This is a genomic window from Streptomyces sp. NPDC028928, assembly GCF_055564915.1.
This window is the reverse complement of sequence record NZ_JBVHVI010000017.1, coordinates 25,801-43,119: the sequence shown is the minus strand read 5'-3', so window position 1 is coordinate 43,119 and position 17,319 is coordinate 25,801. Positions and strand designations below refer to the sequence as shown.

The 17,319-nt window shown below is 72.7% G+C and carries 14 protein-coding genes and 1 riboswitch; of the genes, 11 read left to right on the top strand and 3 right to left on the bottom strand.

The window, feature by feature from the left end; genetic code table 11:
* Positions 1 to 21: 21 nt before the first annotated feature.
* A complete protein-coding gene (locus ACZ4U1_RS33675) occupies positions 22 to 1,122 on the top strand; it encodes a CobW family GTP-binding protein (RefSeq protein WP_467907965.1) in 1,101 nt (366 codons plus the stop codon).
* Here ACZ4U1_RS33675 and ACZ4U1_RS33670 read toward each other — a convergent pair.
* Positions 1,119 to 3,578, bottom strand: coding sequence for a DNA gyrase/topoisomerase IV subunit A (locus ACZ4U1_RS33670; protein WP_467907964.1), 2,460 nt, complete (start codon positions 3,576 to 3,578; stop codon positions 1,119 to 1,121). The two genes, ACZ4U1_RS33675 and ACZ4U1_RS33670, sit on opposite strands and share 4 nt — an antisense overlap.
* Before the next feature lie 360 nt (positions 3,579 to 3,938).
* Between ACZ4U1_RS33670 and ACZ4U1_RS33665 the strand changes: the two genes are divergently transcribed.
* The 4 genes from ACZ4U1_RS33665 to ACZ4U1_RS33650 all read left to right on the top strand — a co-directional run bounded on the left by ACZ4U1_RS33665 (position 3,939) and on the right by ACZ4U1_RS33650 (position 8,770).
* The gene (locus ACZ4U1_RS33665; protein WP_467907963.1) at positions 3,939 to 5,342 is read left to right on the top strand and encodes a M16 family metallopeptidase; all 1,404 of its coding nucleotides are present in this window, start codon (positions 3,939 to 3,941) and stop codon (positions 5,340 to 5,342) included.
* A complete protein-coding gene (locus tag ACZ4U1_RS33660) occupies positions 5,339 to 6,727 on the top strand; it encodes a M16 family metallopeptidase (protein WP_467907962.1) in 1,389 nt (462 codons plus the stop codon). Before ACZ4U1_RS33665 ends, ACZ4U1_RS33660 begins: the two co-directional genes overlap by 4 nt.
* Positions 6,728 to 6,956: 229 nt before the next feature.
* Positions 6,957 to 7,117: riboswitch (cyclic di-AMP (ydaO/yuaA leader) on the top strand.
* Between the two features lie 12 nt (positions 7,118 to 7,129).
* Positions 7,130 to 7,885 (top strand): M23 family metallopeptidase, encoded by a 756-nt coding sequence (locus ACZ4U1_RS33655; RefSeq protein WP_467907961.1) that lies wholly within the window; start codon positions 7,130 to 7,132, stop codon positions 7,883 to 7,885.
* Positions 7,886 to 8,083: 198 nt separating this feature from the next.
* Positions 8,084 to 8,770, top strand: a complete 687-nt coding sequence (locus tag ACZ4U1_RS33650) for a GntR family transcriptional regulator (RefSeq protein WP_467907960.1) — start codon at positions 8,084 to 8,086, stop codon at positions 8,768 to 8,770.
* Between the two features lie 248 nt (positions 8,771 to 9,018).
* Here ACZ4U1_RS33650 and ACZ4U1_RS33645 read toward each other — a convergent pair whose 3' ends face one another.
* Entirely contained in the window at positions 9,019 to 9,300 is a 282-nt protein-coding gene (locus ACZ4U1_RS33645) for an HPr family phosphocarrier protein (protein WP_014675499.1), read from the bottom strand.
* Between the two features lie 178 nt (positions 9,301 to 9,478).
* Between ACZ4U1_RS33645 and ACZ4U1_RS33640 the strand changes: the two genes are divergently transcribed.
* The 5 genes from ACZ4U1_RS33640 to ACZ4U1_RS33620 are packed head-to-tail and all read left to right on the top strand — an operon-like array spanning position 9,479 to position 15,216.
* Positions 9,479 to 12,301 (top strand): bifunctional acetate--CoA ligase family protein/GNAT family N-acetyltransferase, encoded by a 2,823-nt coding sequence (locus tag ACZ4U1_RS33640; protein ID WP_467907959.1) that lies wholly within the window; start codon positions 9,479 to 9,481, stop codon positions 12,299 to 12,301.
* An 18-nt stretch (positions 12,302 to 12,319) separates the two neighbouring features.
* Positions 12,320 to 12,733, top strand: coding sequence for a hypothetical protein (locus ACZ4U1_RS33635; RefSeq protein ID WP_467907958.1), 414 nt, complete (start codon positions 12,320 to 12,322; stop codon positions 12,731 to 12,733).
* 1 nt (position 12,734) lies between these two features.
* Positions 12,735 to 13,331 carry a DUF5998 family protein gene (locus tag ACZ4U1_RS33630; protein WP_467907957.1) on the top strand — a complete coding sequence of 199 codons (597 nt, stop codon included), beginning with the start codon at positions 12,735 to 12,737 and terminating at the stop codon, positions 13,329 to 13,331.
* Positions 13,331 to 14,527, top strand: coding sequence for an alkaline phosphatase family protein (locus ACZ4U1_RS33625; protein WP_467907956.1), 1,197 nt, complete (start codon positions 13,331 to 13,333; stop codon positions 14,525 to 14,527). The genes ACZ4U1_RS33630 and ACZ4U1_RS33625 overlap by 1 nt, the downstream gene beginning before the upstream one ends.
* A gap of 38 nt (positions 14,528 to 14,565) precedes the next feature.
* Complete coding sequence (locus ACZ4U1_RS33620) at positions 14,566 to 15,216, top strand: thymidine kinase (protein WP_467907955.1); 651 nt, start codon at positions 14,566 to 14,568, stop codon at positions 15,214 to 15,216.
* Positions 15,217 to 15,234: 18 nt separating this feature from the next.
* Here the strand turns inward: ACZ4U1_RS33620 and ACZ4U1_RS33615 are convergent, their stop codons facing one another.
* On the bottom strand, positions 15,235 to 16,026 hold the full coding sequence (locus tag ACZ4U1_RS33615; protein ID WP_467907954.1) for a VOC family protein: 792 nt from the start codon (positions 16,024 to 16,026) through the stop codon (positions 15,235 to 15,237).
* Positions 16,027 to 16,344: 318 nt separating this feature from the next.
* On the opposite strand from ACZ4U1_RS33615, the gene ACZ4U1_RS33610 reads away from it, so the two are divergent.
* A complete protein-coding gene (locus ACZ4U1_RS33610) occupies positions 16,345 to 17,196 on the top strand; it encodes a sulfurtransferase (RefSeq protein ID WP_467907953.1) in 852 nt (283 codons plus the stop codon).
* Positions 17,197 to 17,319: the final 123 nt, after the last annotated feature.

Below are 17,319 nucleotides of genomic sequence, written 5' to 3'. Positions count from 1 at the left end.
AGAGAGGAAAGAGGTCGCCCGTTGGGGAACAGCTGGGGAAACAGCGGCAGTCCGCGGCAGATCCCGGTGATCGTGCTCGCCGGTTTCCTGGGTTCCGGGAAGACCACGCTCCTCAACCATCTGCTGCACCGCAGTGGAGGCAGCCGGATCGGGGCCATCGTCAACGACTTCGGGGCCATCGAGATCGACGCGATGGCCGTCGCGGGCGCCCTCGGCGACTCGACCGTCTCACTCGGCAACGGCTGCCTGTGCTGCGCCGTCGACGCGAGCGAACTCGACCTCTACCTGGACCGGCTCGCCGCACCCGCCGCAGGCATCGACGTGATCGTCATCGAGGCGAGCGGGCTGGCCGAACCGCAGGAACTCGTGCGCATGGTGCTCGCCAGCGAGCATCCCGGCATCGTCTACGGCGGTCTGGTCGAGGTGGTCGACGCCGCCGAGTTCGACGGGACGCGAGCGAAGCACCCCGAGATCGACCGGCACCTCGCCCTGGCCGACCTGGTCGTCGTCAACAAGCTCGACCGCGCCGACGACGCCGACCGGATCCTGGGTCTCGTCCGCTCGCTCACCGACCGCGCCGCCGTCGTCCCCGCCACCTACGGCCGGATCGACCCCGAGTTCCTCTTCGACTGCCGGCCGAGCGAGGAGCGCATCGGGCAGCTGTCCTTCGACGACCTGCACGAGCACGGCCAGGACGAGCACGGCCAGGACGAGCACGACCACGCCGGGCACCTGCACACCGGCTACGACAGCCTGTCCTTCGCCTCCGACGTGCCGCTGGAGCCCCGCCGGCTCATGCGGTTCCTGGACAGCAGGCCCGAGGGGCTCTACCGCATCAAGGGGTACGTCGACTTCGGGCCGTACGACCCGCTCAACCGGTACGCCGTCCACGCCGTCGGCCGGTTCCTGCGCTTCTACCCGGAGCCCTGGACGCCCCGCGAGGCCCGGCTCACCCAGCTCGTGCTGATCGGCTCCGGCATCGACGCCGACACCCTCGGCAAGGAGCTGGAGGGGTGCGGGAACGACGCCCCACACGCCGACGAGCACGGCATGTGGGGCGTCCTGCGCTACGTACAGCGTCCCGACGAGGCGGAAGCCGATCTGGAGGACCCGCCCGCCTAGGACACCGGGCCCGCGACCACGGCCACCGTCTTCGGCAGCGAGGTGCCCGAGCCGTCCCGGCGCGGGTCCATCTCCGGCAGCTCCGCGGGAGTGCCGTTCTTCTGCGCCGCGAGCGCGGGCGCCGGGCCCGCCCAGGCCAGCGACAGACAGTCCTCGCCCTTCAGGAACCGCTGGCAGCGCACGCCGCCCGTGGCCCGGCCCTTGCGCGGGTACTGGTCGAACGGGGTCAGCTTGGCCGTCGTCTGCACCGAGTCGTCCAGCGTGCCGCGCGAGCCCGCCACGGTGAACACCACCGCGTCGGCGGCCGGGTCGACCGCCGTGAAGGAGATCACCTTCGCGCCCTCGGTGAGCTTGATGCCCGCCATACCGCCCGCCGGGCGGCCCTGCGGACGGACGATCGAGGCCTGGAAGCGCAGCAGCTGCGCGTCGTCCGTGATGAACACCAGGTCCTCCTCGCCGGTGCGCAACTCCACCGCGCCGACGATCCGGTCGCCCTCCTTGAGCGTGATGACCTCCAACTCGTCCTTGTTGGACGGATAGTCGGGCACCACCCGCTTGACGACACCCTGCTCGGTGCCGAGCGCGAGACCCGGGGACGACTCGTCCAGCGTGGTCAGGCAGACCACCGTCTCGTCGTCCTCCAGAGAGACGAACTCCGCCAGCGGGGCCCCTCCGGAGAGGTTCGGCGCGGTCGCCGACTCGGGCAGCTGCGGCAGGTCGACCACGTTGATCCGCAGCAGCCGGCCCGCCGAGGTCACCGCGCCGATCACCCCGCGCGCGGTCGTCGGCACCGCCGAGACGATCACATCGTGCTTGACGCGCTTGGCGCCCGTCGCCTCCGGGAACGGCCCGGCCGTCGCCGTACGGGCGAGCAGGCCCGTCGAGGACAGCAGCACCCGGCACGGGTCGTCGGCCACCTGCAGCGGCACGGCCGCCGCCGGCGTGGCACCGGACTCCAGCAGGACCGTGCGCCGGTCGGTGCCGAACTTCTTCGCCACCGCGGCCAGTTCGGCCGAGACCAGCTTGCGCAGCTCCGCGTCCGACTCCAGAATCCGGGTCAGCTCCTCGATCTCCGCGGTGAGCTTGTCCTTCTCCGCCTCCAGCTCGATCCGGTCGTACTTGGTGAGCCGGCGCAGCGGCGTGTCGAGGATGTACTGCGTCTGCACCTCGCTCAGGGAGAAGCGCTCCATCAGGCGCTCCTTGGCCTGCGCGGAGTTCTCGCTGGACCGGATGATCCGGATGACCTCGTCGATGTCGACCAGGGCGGTCAGCAGGCCCTCGACCAGGTGCAGCCGGTCGCGCCTCTTGCCGCGGCGGTACTCGCTGCGGCGCCGGACCACGTCGAAGCGGTGGTCCAGGTAGACCTCCAGCAGCTCCTTCAGGCCCAGGGTGAGCGGCTGGCCGTCGACCAGGGCGACGTTGTTGATGCCGAAGGACTCCTCCATGGGAGTCAGCTTGTACAGCTGTTCCAGGATCGCCTCCGGCACGAAGCCGTTCTTGATCTCGATGACCAGACGCAGGCCGTGCTCGCGGTCGGTGAGGTCCTTGACGTCGGCGATGCCCTGGACCTTCTTGGCGTTGACCAGGTCCTTGATCTTCGCGATGACCTTCTCGGGGCCGACCGCGAACGGCAGTTCGGTGATGACCAGGCCCTTGCGGCGGGCGGTGACCGTCTCGATCGAGACCGTCGCGCGCATCTTGAAGGTGCCGCGACCGGTCGCGTACGCGTCCCGGATGCCGTCGAGGCCGACGATCCGGCCGCCCGTGGGCAGATCCGGGCCGGGGACGTGCTTCATCAGCGCGTCCAGGTCGGCGTTCGGGTGCCGGATCAGGTGGCGCGCGGCGTTGATCACCTCGCGCAGGTTGTGCGGCGGCATGTTCGTCGCCATGCCGACCGCGATGCCCGAGGCGCCGTTGACCAGCAGGTTCGGGAACGCGGCGGGCAGCGCCACCGGCTCCTGCTCCTGGCCGTCGTAGTTCGGCGCGAAGTCGACCGTGTCCTCGTCGATGGACTCGGTCATCAGGCCCGTCGCCTCGGCCATCCGGCACTCGGTGTACCGCATGGCGGCCGGCGGGTCGTCGTTGCCCAGCGAGCCGAAGTTGCCGTGGCCGTCGACCAGCGGCACGCGCATGGAGAACGGCTGTGCCATGCGCACCAGCGCGTCGTAGATCGACGCGTCGCCGTGCGGGTGCAGCTTGCCCATGACCTCGCCGACGACACGCGCGCACTTCACATAGCCGCGGTCGGGGCGCAGGCCCATCTCGTTCATCTGGTACACGATCCGGCGGTGCACCGGCTTGAGGCCGTCACGGGCGTCCGGCAGGGCGCGCGAGTAGATGACCGAGTACGCGTACTCGAGGTAGGAGCCACGCATCTCGTCCACGACGTCGATGTCGAGGATCCTCTCCTCGAACGAATCGTCGGGCGGCGGGGTCTTCGTGCTGCGGCGGGCCATCGCTGCCGGCTCCTTGCTGAAAGGATGGACGGAACTGACGCCGACCATTGTGGACCGAGGCACTGACAAGCCGTGCCGCGACCCGGTTCCGGAGGATCTCCCGGCACCCGGTGCCGGGGCCGGGGCGCAGGAAGGTACCGGGACGGGCGCCGGGAGGCACCCGGGACGGGGCGGCGGGAAGTACCCGGGACGGGGCGGCGGGAAGTACCCGGGACCGGGGTCCGGGCGGGCCGCGGGATCCGCTGTGGGCGTACGTCCCGCGGGAACTCCGCGAAGCCCCCGCACGCTTTGCATACAGTGGCAGGACCGGCAGGAAAACAGCGGTTTCCATCAACCGCCTCCGCTCGCGAAGGGACGTACATGCCCATGGGTCACACGACCACAGCCGAGGCAGGCTCCGGGGGCCTGACAGCGACCGAGCACCGCCTGGCCAACGGTCTGCGCGTGGTGCTCTCCGAGGACCACCTGACCCCGGTGGCGGCGGTCTGCCTCTGGTACGACGTCGGCTCCCGCCACGAAGTCAAGGGGCGTACCGGCCTGGCTCACCTTTTCGAGCACCTGATGTTCCAGGGCTCCGCGCAGGTGAAGGGCAACGGCCACTTCGAGCTGGTGCAGGGCGCCGGCGGCTCGCTGAACGGCACCACCAGCTTCGAGCGCACCAACTACTTCGAGACCATGCCCGCCCACCAGCTGGAGCTGGCCCTGTGGCTGGAGGCCGACCGCATGGGCTCGCTGCTGGCCGCCCTGGACGACGAGTCCATGGAGAACCAGCGGGACGTGGTCAAGAACGAGCGCCGCCAGCGCTACGACAACGTGCCCTACGGCACCGCCTTCGAGAAGCTGACCGCCCTCTCCTACCCGGAGGGCCACCCCTACCACCACACGCCGATCGGCTCCATGGCGGACCTGGACGCGGCCACCCTGGAGGACGCCCGCCAGTTCTTCCGCACCTACTACGCGCCGAACAACGCGGTGCTCTCCGTGGTCGGCGACATCGACCCCCAGCAGACCCTCGCCTGGATCGAGAAGTACTTCGGCTCGATCCCGTCCCACGACGGCAAGCCCGCCCCCCGCGACGGCTCCCTGCCGGACGTCATCGGCGAGCAGCTGCGCGAGGTCGTCGTGGAGGAGGTCCCGGCGCGCGCCCTGATGGCCGCCTACCGGCTCCCGCACGACGGCACGCGCGCGTGCGACGCGGCCGACCTCGCCCTGACCATCCTCGGCGGCGGCGAGTCCTCCCGCCTGTACAACCGCCTGGTGCGCCGCGACCGCACGGCCGTCGCGGCCGGCTTCGGCCTGCTGCGCCTGGCCGGCGCGCCCTCCATGGGCTGGCTGGACGTGAAGACCTCCGGTGACGTCGAGGTGCCGGTCATCGAGACCGCCATCGACGAGGAGCTGGCCCGGTTCGCCGCCGAGGGCCCCACGCCCGAGGAGATGGAGCGCGCCCAGGCGCAGCTGGAACGCGAGTGGCTGGACCGGCTCGGCACGGTCGCCGGCCGCGCCGACGAACTGTGCCGCTACGCCGTCCTGTTCGGCGACCCGCAGCTCGCCCTGACCGCCGTCAAGCGCGTTCTGGAGGTGACCCCGGAGGAGGTCCAGGAGGTCGCCAAGGCCCGCCTGCGGCCCGACAACCGCGCGGTCCTGGTCTACGAGCCCAAGTCCCCGGAGGCCGCCCCGGACGCCGAGGTCCCCGAGGACCCGGAGCAGGAAGCGACCGTGGAGGCGGGCCGCTACGAGACCGAGAACGAGGAGACGGCCAAGTGACCCAGCTCGCCACCATGGACTTCCACCCCCAGCCGCAGCCCGGCGAGGCCAGGCCGTGGGCGTTCCCGGCGCCCGAGCGCGGCACCCTCGACAACGGCCTGACCGTGCTGCGCTGCCACCGCCCCGGCCAGCAGGTCGTCGCCGTCGAGGTGCTGCTGGACGCGCCCCTGGACGCCGAGCCGGCCGGCCTGGACGGCGTCGCCACGATCATGGCGCGGGCCTTCTCGGAGGGCACCGACAAGCACTCCGCCGAGGAGTTCGCGGCCGAGCTGGAGCGTGCGGGCGCCACCCTGGACGCGCACGCCGACCACCCCGGCGTCCGGCTCAGCCTGGAGGTCCCCGCCTCCCGCCTGGCCAAGGGCCTCGGCCTGCTCGCCGACGCCCTGCGCGCGCCCGCCTTCGCCACGAGCGAGGTCGAGCGGCTGGTCCGCAACCGCCTGGACGAGATCCCGCACGAGCTGGCCAACCCCTCCCGCCGGGCCGCCAAGGAACTCTCCAAGGAGCTCTTCCCGGCCACCTCGCGCATGTCCCGGCCGCGCCAGGGCACCGAGGAGACGGTCGAGAAGATCGACGCGGCGGCCGTGCGCGCCTTCTACGACCGCCATGTGCGGCCCGCCACGGCCACCGTGGTCGTCGTCGGCGACCTGACCGGCGCCGACCTGGACGCGCTGCTCGGCGACACCCTGGGCGCCTGGACCGGCACCCCCGGCGAGCCGCGGCCGGTGCCGCCGGTGACCGCCGACGACACCGGGCGCGTGGTCATCGTGGACCGGCCCGGCGCCGTCCAGACGCAGCTGCTCATCGGCCGGATCGGCCCCGACCGGCACGACCGGGTGTGGCCCGCCCAGGTGCTCGGCACGTACTGCCTCGGCGGCACCCTCACCTCCCGGCTGGACCGCGTCCTGCGCGAGGAGAAGGGCTACACCTACGGCGTGCGCGCCTTCGGGCAGGTCCTGCGGTCCGCGCCGGAGGGCACGGGCGCGGCGATGCTCGCCATCAGCGGCTCCGTGGACACGCCGAACACCGGTCCGGCGCTGGACGACCTGTGGAAGGTGCTGCGGACCGTCGCGGCGGAGGGCCTGACCGACGCCGAGCGGGACGTCGCCGTGCAGAACCTCGTCGGCGTGGCGCCGCTGAAGTACGAGACCGCGGCGGCCGTCGCGAGCACGCTGGCCGACCAGGTCGAGCAGCACCTGCCCGACGACTTCCAGGCGACGCTGTACCAGCAGCTGGCCGCCACGGGCACGGTGGAGGCCACCGCGGCCGTCGTGAACGCCTTCCCGGTGGACCGCCTGGTGACCGTCCTCGTCGGCGACGCCGCCCAGATCAAGGCACCGGTCGAGGCGCTCGGCATCGGCGAAGTCAGCGTCGTCGCCGCGGAGTAGCCGCACAGCGGCACGCGCGCGTGGGGCCCTGCTGACCTACGGGTCGTCAGGGCCCCTGCTGGTCCCTCGCTCTTCCACGGTGTCCCTCAGATGCCCGTTTTGGGGCGGAGGTTGCCTGTCTGCCCTGTGGGATGCGCTACAAAAGCCCGGATCCGTTTGAGGATTGAAAGCGGGCCGCCGTAGCGTCGTCCGGGCTGTTCGTCAGGCAGTGCGCCGCACCCGCGGCACCGGACAGTCATCGCCGAGTCCCCGTACGGCGCGAGCCAGGGGAGCCGGGGACCCACCGTCCCTGGGGTGAATCGGGCGCCCGCGCGGCTGCGAGGGGGTCCGTAGGAGACCTTCCTGCTCCGAACCCGTCAGCTAACCCGGTAGGCGAGAGGGAAGGAAAGGACCAGCCACTACATGGCGTTCATGTGCGCCACCGGGAAGCACCGCAAGCCCGGCCGGGTCAAGCGGACCACGGCCCAGGCGGCCGGCGTCGCGGCCCTCACCACCACCGGCGTGATCGGCACCCTCGCCGCCTCCCCGGCGCTCGCCGCCGAGAACTCCACGGAGCAGACCGGCCTCGTCCCCGTCCTCACCGTGACCGAGGACGTCCCCGAGCAGATCGACGCGCAGGCCGCCGCCCAGCAGCAGGCCGCCGAGCAGAAGGCGGCCGAGGAAGCCGCGGCGAAGGCCGCCGCCAAGCGGGCCCAGGAGATCCGGGCGGCCAAGGCACGTGCCGCCCGCGAGGCGGAGCGCAAGCGGCTGAACACCTTCGTCGCCCCGATCGCGCACTCGTACGTCTCCACCGCCTACCGGGCCAGCAGCTCCCTGTGGTCCTCCGGCTCGCACACCGGCATCGACTTCCACGCGGCCAGCGGTACGGCCGTGCACGCGGTGGGCTCGGGCACGGTCGTCTCCACGGGCTGGGGCGGCGCGTACGGCAACCAGATCGTGATCCGGATGGCCGACGGCATGTACACCCAGTACGGGCACCTGTCGTCCATCGGCGTCACGGTGGGCCAGAAGGTCGTCCCCGGCCAGCAGATCGCCCTGTCCGGCGCCACCGGCAACGTCACCGGCCCGCACCTGCACTTCGAGGCGCGCACGACCCCCGAGTACGGCTCGGACGTCGACCCGGTCGCCTACCTCCGCAAGCACGGCGTGAACATCTGACGCCCACCGCACGGCTGTCCGAAGCCCCGGCTCACCGAGCCGGGGCTTTCGCCGTTTTTCGCAGCGTCCGCCGGATGTGCTGACCAAAAAATATCCATGGATTACCGCCTGCCGTCGGAAATTGCGGCTCATTGGAATAGAGTCACGGAACACGCGTCCATCGTCGGCGTTTCACGGGGATTAAGGCGGAGGTCGGTCATGCGTATTCCGGCGCACTCGGTGTGCACGGCGATCCGGGACGACATCGTCGCCGGTGTCTACGAGCGCGGCAGCCGCCTCACCGAGGAAGTCCTGGCCCGCCGGTACGGCGTCTCACGCGTCCCCGTGCGCGAGGCCCTGCGCACCCTGGAGGCAGAGGGCTTCGTGGTGACACGCCGGCACGCGGGCGCGTGCGTGGCCGAGCCGACCGAGCAGGAGGCCGCCGACCTGCTGGAGATGCGGATGCTGCTGGAGCCGCTGGGCGCCGCCCGGGCCGCCCAGCGGCGCACCGAGGCCCATCTCAAGGTGCTGCGCGGGCTGGTCCGGCTGGGCCAGGAGCGGGCCAGGAGGGGCAGCAGCGAGGATCTCCGGTCGCTGGGCGGCTGGTTCCACGAGACGCTCGCCCAGGCCTCCGGCAGCCCCTCGCTGACCTCCATGCTCACCCAGCTGCGGCACAAGATCGCCTGGATGTACACGGTGGAGGTGCCGGTCAGCCCCGTGGAGTCCTGGACGGACCACGGCGCGATCGTGGACGCGGTGGCGCGCGGGGACGCCGAGCGCGCGCGGGCGCTCACCACGCTGCACGCCGAGCGCGCGACGGGGGCGCACCGGCTGCGCTTTTCCGCGGCCGGGGAGCGTGTGAGGACTTCGCAACACGCCGTAAACATCTCGGGCCCGCGGCATTAACACGGGCGCCGTATACAAAGAAGAGTTATTCGGAGTGGGGGGCTTTCTGCTGCCCGAATTCACCCTGCCGAATTCACCCCTGCCGTTTCCTGCCATCCCCCGTAATTCACGAGGGTCCATACGGCGAAGCCGCGCCGCCCCGAAAGGCGAACGCGGCTCCGGCGCTCTGCGCGATGGCTCGCTCTGCGCGATGGCTCGCTCTGCGAGATGGCTCGCTTCGTGCGATGGTCGCTCGTGCGATGGCTCGCTCAGACGGTCTCGGGCAGCTCCTCCAGGCCCTCGGAGACCAGCTTGGCCAGACGGTCGAGGGCGGCGTCCGCACCCTCGGCGTCGGAGGCGAGGACGATCTCCTCGCCACCCTGGGCGCCCAGGCCCAGGACGGCCAGCATGGAGGCCGCGTTGACGGGGTTGCCCCCGGCCTTGGCGATCGTCACCGGGACGCCTGCGGCCGTGGCGGCTCGGACGAAGATGGAGGCGGGGCGGGCGTGGAGGCCCTCGGCCCAGCCGACGTTGACGCGGCGCTCAGCCATGTGTTGCTGCCCTTCGGTGTTCAGGGTTGTCTAGACCAGTTTCCCACATCGTGAAGCGTGCCCGGAGAGGACCTTCGTCCCCTCCGGTGTGGCGCCGGACCGCGGCCTCGGTCCGGCTCTTTCGTCCTCCACAGACTGCCTCGCGCCGTTGTCGGACGCGAGCCGTACTCTGGGGCCCATGCAGACCTCGGCGGACCGGCAGGACCGGTACCAGTACCCCGCCCACTGGGAGGCGGACGTGGTGCTGCGCGACGGTGGTACCGCGCGCATCCGGCCCATCACCGTTGATGACGCCGACCGCCTGGTCAGTTTCTACGAGCAGGTCTCGGACGAGTCGAAGTACTACCGCTTCTTCGCGCCGTACCCACGGCTCTCCGCCAAGGACGTCCACCGCTTCACGCACCACGACTTTGTGGACCGGGTGGGACTCGCGGCCACCATCGGCGGCGAGTTCATCGCCACCGTACGCTATGACCGCATCGGCACGGACGGGCTGCCCGCCTCCGCGCCCGCCGACGAGGCCGAGGTCGCCTTCCTGGTGCAGGACGCCCACCAGGGCCGCGGGGTGGCCTCCGCGCTGCTGGAGCACATCGCGGCCGTCGCGCGCGAGCGGGGCATCCGCCGCTTCGCCGCCGAGGTGCTGCCCGCCAACAACAAGATGATCAAGGTGTTCACGGACGCCGGCTACACCCAGAAGCGCAGCTTCGAGGACGGCGTCGTCCGCCTGGAGTTCGACCTCGAACCCACCGACCGTTCCCTCGCCGTGCAGCGCGCGCGGGAGCAGCGCGCCGAGGCCCGCTCGGTACGGCGGCTCCTCGCGCCCGGCTCCGTCGCGGTCGTCGGCGTCGGCCGCGCCCCCGGCGGAGTGGGCCGCAGCATCCTCGGCAACATCCGCGACGCCGGCTACCCCGGCCGTCTGTACGCCGTGAACAAGTCCTTCCCGGAAGACCTCAAGGAGGTCGACGGGGTGCCCGCGCACCGCTCGGTGCGGGACATCGACGCGCCGGTGGACCTCGCCGTCGTCGCCGTACCCGCCGCACACGTGCCCGCGGTCGTCGCCGAGTGCGGTGAACACGGCGTCCAGGGGCTGGTCGTGCTCTCCGCCGGATACGCCGAGAGCGGTCCCGAGGGGCGCGAACGGCAGCGGTCCCTCGTACGGGCCGCGCGCGCGTACGGCATGCGGATCATCGGCCCGAACGCCTTCGGGATCATCAACACCGCCCCGGACGTCCGGCTGAACGCCTCGCTCGCCCCCGAGATGCCCCGCCCCGGCCGCATCGGGCTGTTCGCCCAGTCCGGCGCCATCGGCATCGCCCTGCTGTCCCGGCTGCACCGGCGCGGGGGAGGGGTCACCGGCGTCACCGGCGTCTCCACGTTCGTGTCCGCCGGCAACCGCGCCGACGTCTCCGGCAACGACGTCCTGCAGTACTGGTACGACGACCCCGAGACCGACGTCGTCCTCATGTACCTGGAGTCCATCGGCAACCCCCGCAAGTTCACCCGCCTCGCCCGGCGGACGGCGGCGGCGAAGCCGCTCGTGGTGGTCCAGGGCACCGGCACGGCGCCGCAGGGGCACGCGGTACGGGCGACGCGGCTGCCGTACGCCACCGTCTCCGCGCTGCTCCGGCAGGCCGGTGTGATCCGGGTCGACACGATCACCGAGCTGGTCGACGCGGGGCTGCTCCTCGCGCGCCAGCCGCTGCCCGGCGGGCCGCGCGTGGCCATCCTCGGCAACTCCGAGTCGCTGGGCGTGCTGACGTACGACCGCTGTCTGGCCGAGGGGCTGCGGCCGGCCCGGCCGGTGGACCTGACGACCGGGGCGACCGCGGAGGACTTCCACCGGGCGCTCGCCGCGGCGCTGGCCGACGACACGAACGACGCCGTCGTCGTGACGGCGATCCCCGCGATCGGGGAGGCCTCGCCGGGGGACGCGGAACTGGCGGAGGCGCTGCGGTCGGCTGCCGCCGCGGTGCCGGGGAAGCCGGTGCTGGTGGTGCACGTGGAGCTGGGGGGACTGGCGGAGGCGCTGTCGGCCGCGGCGAGCACGGCACCCTGGGCCGTCGACAAGGCGCCCGGCACCGCCCCCGGCACCGCGCAGGCCGCGACCCTGGCCACGCTGACGACACCTCCCGAAGGCACGCACCTCATCCCCGCCTACCCCGCCGCCGAACGCGCCGTCAGGGCCCTCGCCGAAGCCGTGAAGTACGCCGAGTGGCGGCGGGAGGCGGCCGATCCCGGGAAGGTGCCGGAGTTCGACGACATCGACGAGAAGGGGGCCGCCCGGCTGATCGGCGAGCTGCTCGCGCGCGGGGAGGGGCTCACCATCTCCGAGGCGGAGACCTGCGAGCTGCTCGGCCGGTACGGCATACCCGTGCGCCGCGCCCTGCCAGCGCCCACCCCGGACGCCGCCGTGGAGGCCGCCCGCGCACTCGGCTACCCGGTCGCCCTCAAGGCCACCGCCCCGCACCTGAGGCACCGCGCCGACCTGGGCGGCGTACGCCTGGACCTCGCGGACGAGGAACAACTGCTGCGGGCGTACACCGAGTTGACCGAGCTGTTCGGGCAGCCCGAGGAGCTGCGGCCCGTGGTGCAGGGAATGGCACCGCGCGGGGTCGACACGGTCGTACGCGCCGTGATCGATCCCGCGGCCGGAGCCGTGCTGTCCTTCGGCCTGGCCGGCGCCGCCTCGCAGCTGCTCGGTGACATGGCCCACCGGCTGGTCCCCGTCACCGACCGGGAGGCGACCTCGCTCGTGCGGTCGATCCGGACGGCACCCCTGCTGTTCGGCTGGCGCGGCTCCACCCCGGTGGACACCCCGGCCCTGGAGGAGCTGCTGCTGCGGGTGTCCCGGCTGGTCGACGACCACCCCGAGGTGGTCGCGGTCACCCTGGAGCCGGTCGTCGTCGCCCCGCACGGAGTCAGCGTGCTCGGCGCCACCGTACGGCTCGCGCCCCCGCCCGCCCGCGACGACCTCGGCCCACGGACCCTGCCGGCCTACTGAACGGGACGGGGGGAGCGCATGGAGATCGCCGGCCGCGAGCTGCCCGAGGGCAGCTGGTGGGACTGGGAGATCATCGCCTGCGACGCGGGACAGCTGCGCCTGGCCGCCGGGTACGACCTCACCCACCACCACGGCCTGGAAGTGATCTTCACCGACCCGCTGTTCGTCTCTTGTCCACCGGCCTTCCAGGACCCCGTCTTCCGGCCACCCACACCCCAGGAGACGGCGCGTCTCGCGCGGGTCCTGGGGGAAGCCGCGCCCCTCGTCGTCGCGTTCGAAGCGGACGCCGGCGGCCGTGAACCCGTCTCCTGCCTGCTCGCCGCCGAAGGACTGGACATCCGCCCGGGGCTCGTGCCCAGGGCCCCGCGCGCGGGCGCACAGTCCGCCCCCGGTCCGGGCGACTGGCCCGGACCCCCCTTGCCCACGGATTAGGATGGACGCCATGGCCAAGACCAGTACGACGACCCAGGGGCTGCGCGCGGCGATCGAGCGCAGCGGCTACTACCCGGCCCTCGTGGCCGAGGCGGTGGAGGCCGCTGTGGGCGGCGAGCCCATCCGGTCGTACCTGGTCCACCAGGAGACCACCTTCGACCAGAACGAGGTGCGGCGGCATGTGACCGTCCTGGTGCTCACCGGCAACCGCTTCATCGTCAGCCACACCGACGAGCAGGCCGCCGACAGTACGTCCCCGACGCCGTACGCCACCACCTCCACCGAGTCCGTGAAGCTCGACCGGGTCTCCTCGGTCGTGGTCAGCCGGGTGGTCGCCAACCCCGAGCAGTACACGCCGGGCACACTGCCCCGCGAGGTCGTGCTGACCATCGGCTGGGGCGCCGTCAACCGCATCGACCTGGAGCCCGCCGCCTGCGGCGACCCCAACTGCGACGCCGACCACGGCTACACGGGCAGCTCCACGGCGGACGACCTCAGCCTGCGCGTCAGCGAGGCCGGGGACGGCCCGGAGACGGTGCGCCAGGCGCTCGCCTTCGCGCAGTCCATCTCGGAGGCGACCGCGGACCTCACCCGCTGATGTCCCAGCTCTCCGCCTGGGACCACCCGGAACCCCTCGCCCTCGACACCGCCCCGCTGCCCGAGTACGGCACCGGCTCCCTCGCCGACCTGCTGCCCACCCTGGCCGCCGGCATGGGCGTCCCCGGCCTGACCGCCACCATCGGGGAGCTGACCCCCGCCGACCGCGTCTGTGTCTTCCTGATCGACGGGCTCGGCTGGGAGCAGCTCAGGGCCCACCCTGACGAGGCCCCCTTCCTGACCTCCCTGCTCGGCAGCTCGCGCGGCGGCACCGGCCGTCCGCTCACCGCCGGCTACCCGGCGACCACCGCGACCTCCCTCGCCTCCGTCGGCACCGGACTGCCGCCCGGCGCGCACGGCCTGCCCGGCTACACCGTGCGCAACCCGGAGACCGGCGCGCTGATGAACCAGCTCCGCTGGCAGCCGTACACGGACCCGCGCCCCTGGCAGCCGTACCCCACCGTCTTCCAGCTCGCCCACGAGGCCGGGGTGCACGCCGCCCAGGTGTCCTCGCCCGCCTTCGAGCACACCCCGCTCACCAAGGTCGCGCTCAGCGGCGGCAGCTTCCACGGCCGGCTCACCGGCGAGGAGCGCATGGACCTCGCCGCCGCGCAACTGGCCGCCGCGGACCGCGCGCTGGTGTACACGTACTACGCCGAGCTGGACGGCGCCGGACACCGCTACGGCATCGCCTCCGACACCTGGCGCGGCCAGCTGATGTACGTCGACCGGCTCGCCCAGCGCCTCGCGGAGCAGCTGCCGCCGCGCAGCGCCCTCTACGTCACCGCCGACCACGGCATGGTCGACGTGCCGTTCGACGAGCAGCACCGCATCGACTTCGACGAGGACTGGGAGCTGCGCGCCGGTGTCGCCCTGCTGGGCGGCGAGGGCCGGGCCCGGCACGTGTACGCGGTGCCGGGCGCCCAGAACGACGTACTGACCGTCTGGCGCGAGGTGCTCGGGGAGCAGTTCTGGGTGGCCTCGCGGGACGAGGCGATCGCGGCCGGCTGGTTCGGGCGGCCCGGCGAATGCGACGAGCGCGTGTACCCGCGGATCGGCGACGTGGTCGCCGCCGCGCACGACGACGTCCTGATCATCGCCTCCGAGCGGGAGCCCAAGGAGTCCTCGCTGGTCGGCAACCACGGCTCGATGACCCCTGCCGAGCAGTTGGTCCCGCTGCTCGAAGTACGCTCCTGACCCCCCGCCCTCCCTTGCTGAAAGGTGCTCAACGTCTCATGCCCGAGCTGGTGTTCTTCTCCGGAACCATGGACTGCGGGAAGTCGACGCTGGCTCTGCAGATCGAGCACAACCGCTCCGCGCGCGGACTGGTCGGGATGATCTTCACCCGGGACGACCGGGCGGGCGAGGGCAAGCTGTCCTCCCGGCTGGGCCTGGTCACCGACGCGGTGGAGGTCGAGGACGGCCAGGACCTGTACGCCTACCTCGTGGACCATCTCTCGCAGGGCGGCCGGGCGGACTACGTGATCGCGGACGAGGCACAGTTCCTCGCACCCGAGCAGATCGACCAGCTCGCGCGCGTGGTGGACGATCTCGGCCTGGACGTCTTCGCCTTCGGCATCACCACGGACTTCCGTTCGAAGCTGTTCCCCGGCTCGCAGCGGCTGGTGGAGCTGGCCGACCGGATCGAGGTGCTCCAGGTGGAGGCGCTGTGCTGGTGCGGCGCCCGCGCCACGCACAACGCCCGCACGATAGGCGGCGAGATGGTGGTCGAGGGCGCCCAGGTGGTCGTCGGCGACGTCAACCAGTCCGCGGGCGAGGTCGGCTACGAGGTGCTGTGCCGCCGCCACCACCGGCGCCGGATGACCGCCGCGTCGGCCCGCGCGGCGGCCCTGTCCCCGGACGTGCTGCCCGTCCCGTCCTCCTGACCTTGCGACACCGGGGGCTCAGCGCGGGTCCTGGACCACCGAGAACTCCGCGCCCTCCGGGTCCGCCACCGACGCCACCCGGCCGTGCGGGCTGTCGTGGGCCGGCCGCAGGATCCGGCCGCCCAGGCCGGTGACCTGCCGCAGCGTTTCTCCGATGTCGGCGACCTGGAAGTACGTCTCCCAGTGCGGCCCCCGGTCCCGGGGCAGACCCTGGCCCATGCCGTGCAGTCCGGCCACCGGCCGGCCGTCGAGGCGCAGGGTCAGATAGTCGAAGTCGGCGGAGACCACCGGCTCCTCCTCGTAGCCGAAGACGCTCTTGTAGAACTTGCCGACGCTCTCCGTCTCGAAGGTGCGCAGCTCGTTCCAGACGGGCGTGCCGGGCACACCGGTGATCGCCGTGCCGAGATGCGCGGCGGTCTGCCAGATCCCGAACACCGCCCCGCAAGGGTCGGAGGCGATCGCCATCCGCCCGGCCTCGGCGGCGTCCAGCGGGCCGACGGCCACCGTGCCGCCGCACAGCCGCACCGTGTCCGCGGTCTGGTCCACGTCGTCCGAGGCGAGGTACGGCGTCCAGGCGACCGGCAGCCGGCGGTCCGGCGGCAGCTGGCCCATGCCCGCCACCTCCCGCCCGTCCAGCAGCGCCCGCACATAAGGGCCGAGCTGCTGCGGGCCCGGCCGGAACTCCCAGCCGAACAGCTCACCGTAGAACTCCTCGGTGGCGTCCAGCGCGTGCACCATCAGGCTCACCCAGCAGGGCGTGCCGGGCACGCGCCGCGCGTGCGGACCGGCCGACTCCCGTGCCTCGGTCATCGATCACTCTCTCCCCGGCCCCTCGCGGTGGCCGTGTCGCTTCCGCTCCCCGGAAGGGGTGTCCACGCCGCTGGCGCGTACGCCCGTGCCGGTGCCGCATCCTCCGCGGGGGCCCGGGGCCGTACCGCGCCGCTCGGCCGTCACCACGGGAGGATGCCCGATCTGCCGTCTTTCGCCGCTTCCTGACGAGGGCCGGCGGGGGTCCGTCGGCTGTACAGCACGTGCTCGATCCCGTACGCCTCGTGATCGAGCCTGTCCGGCCGAGCAGAGTAGCCGGACCTGGACGCCGCGGCCACCCCTGGCGTATGGATGGACGCCATGACAGCCATCATCACCGCATCCGAACTCGCACAGGAGCTGACCGGGGGCGCCCCGCCGGTGCTCCTGGACGTGCGCTGGCAGCTGAGTCTGGCGAAGGCGTCGGGCGCGCCGGCCTTCGACGGCCGGGCCGAGTACGCGGCCGGGCACATCCCCGGCGCGGTCTTCGTCGACCTGGACCGGGAGCTGGCCTCGGCGCCCGGCGCGCACGGCCGCCATCCGCTGCCCGACCTCGCGGAGTTCGGCGCCGCGATGCGCCGCGCGGGCGTGTCGGCCGGGCGGCCGGTCGTCGTGTACGACGGCGGGCAGGGCTGGGCCGCCGCGCGCGCGTGGTGGCTGCTGCGCTGGACGGGTCACCCGGACGTGCGGGTGCTCGACGGCGGGTTGCCGTCCTGGGAGGGCGAACTGTCCACCGAGGTGCCGGCTCCGGCCGAGGGCGACTTCGTCCCTCGGCCTGCGGCCGCGGGGCTGCTGGACGCGGACGAGGCCGCGGCCCTGGCCCGCACGGGTGTGCTGCTGGACGCCCGCGCGGGGGAGCGGTACCGCGGTGAGGTGGAGCCGATCGACCGGGTCGGCGGGCACATCCCGGGCGCGGTGTCGGCGCCGACGACGGAGAACGTGGGCCCCGACGGCCGTTTCCTGCCCGCGGCGGAGCTGAGGGACCGCTTCAAGGCCCTCGGGGTGTCCGAGGACACCGAGGTGGGCGTGTACTGCGGTTCGGGCGTCTCCGGCGCCCACGAGGTCCTCGCGCTGGCGGTGGCGGGCATCCCGGCGGCCCTGTACGTGGGTTCCTGGTCCGAGTGGTCCTCGGACCCGTCCCGGCCCGTGGCGGTGGGGGCGGATCCGCAGTAGTGGGGCTCTCCGTGGGGGGGGGGGGGGGGGGGGGGCCCCCCCCCCGGAAGACCACCCCCTCTTTTTTTTTCCAGTGTTTGACACGCACCCTGTCCCCCCCCCGGCGACGGGGTCGTGGGCGGG

Bases quoted from the DNA above. Each gene is read 5' to 3' on its own strand.
- ACZ4U1_RS33670 (WP_467907964.1), bottom strand. From the start codon at position 3,578: ATGGCCCGCCGCAGCACGAAGACCCCGCCGCCCGACGATTCGTTCGAG.
- ACZ4U1_RS33665 (WP_467907963.1), top strand. From the start codon at position 3,939: ATGCCCATGGGTCACACGACCACAGCCGAGGCAGGCTCCGGGGGCCTG.
- ACZ4U1_RS33655 (WP_467907961.1), top strand. From the start codon at position 7,130: ATGGCGTTCATGTGCGCCACCGGGAAGCACCGCAAGCCCGGCCGGGTC.
- ACZ4U1_RS33650 (WP_467907960.1), top strand. From the start codon at position 8,084: ATGCGTATTCCGGCGCACTCGGTGTGCACGGCGATCCGGGACGACATC.
- ACZ4U1_RS33645 (WP_014675499.1), bottom strand. From the start codon at position 9,300: ATGGCTGAGCGCCGCGTCAACGTCGGCTGGGCCGAGGGCCTCCACGCC.
- ACZ4U1_RS33640 (WP_467907959.1), top strand. From the start codon at position 9,479: ATGCAGACCTCGGCGGACCGGCAGGACCGGTACCAGTACCCCGCCCAC.
- ACZ4U1_RS33635 (WP_467907958.1), top strand. From the start codon at position 12,320: ATGGAGATCGCCGGCCGCGAGCTGCCCGAGGGCAGCTGGTGGGACTGG.
- ACZ4U1_RS33630 (WP_467907957.1), top strand. From the start codon at position 12,735: ATGGACGCCATGGCCAAGACCAGTACGACGACCCAGGGGCTGCGCGCG.
- ACZ4U1_RS33625 (WP_467907956.1), top strand. From the start codon at position 13,331: ATGTCCCAGCTCTCCGCCTGGGACCACCCGGAACCCCTCGCCCTCGAC.
- ACZ4U1_RS33620 (WP_467907955.1), top strand. From the start codon at position 14,566: ATGCCCGAGCTGGTGTTCTTCTCCGGAACCATGGACTGCGGGAAGTCG.
- ACZ4U1_RS33615 (WP_467907954.1), bottom strand. From the start codon at position 16,026: ATGACCGAGGCACGGGAGTCGGCCGGTCCGCACGCGCGGCGCGTGCCC.
- ACZ4U1_RS33610 (WP_467907953.1), top strand. From the start codon at position 16,345: ATGACAGCCATCATCACCGCATCCGAACTCGCACAGGAGCTGACCGGG.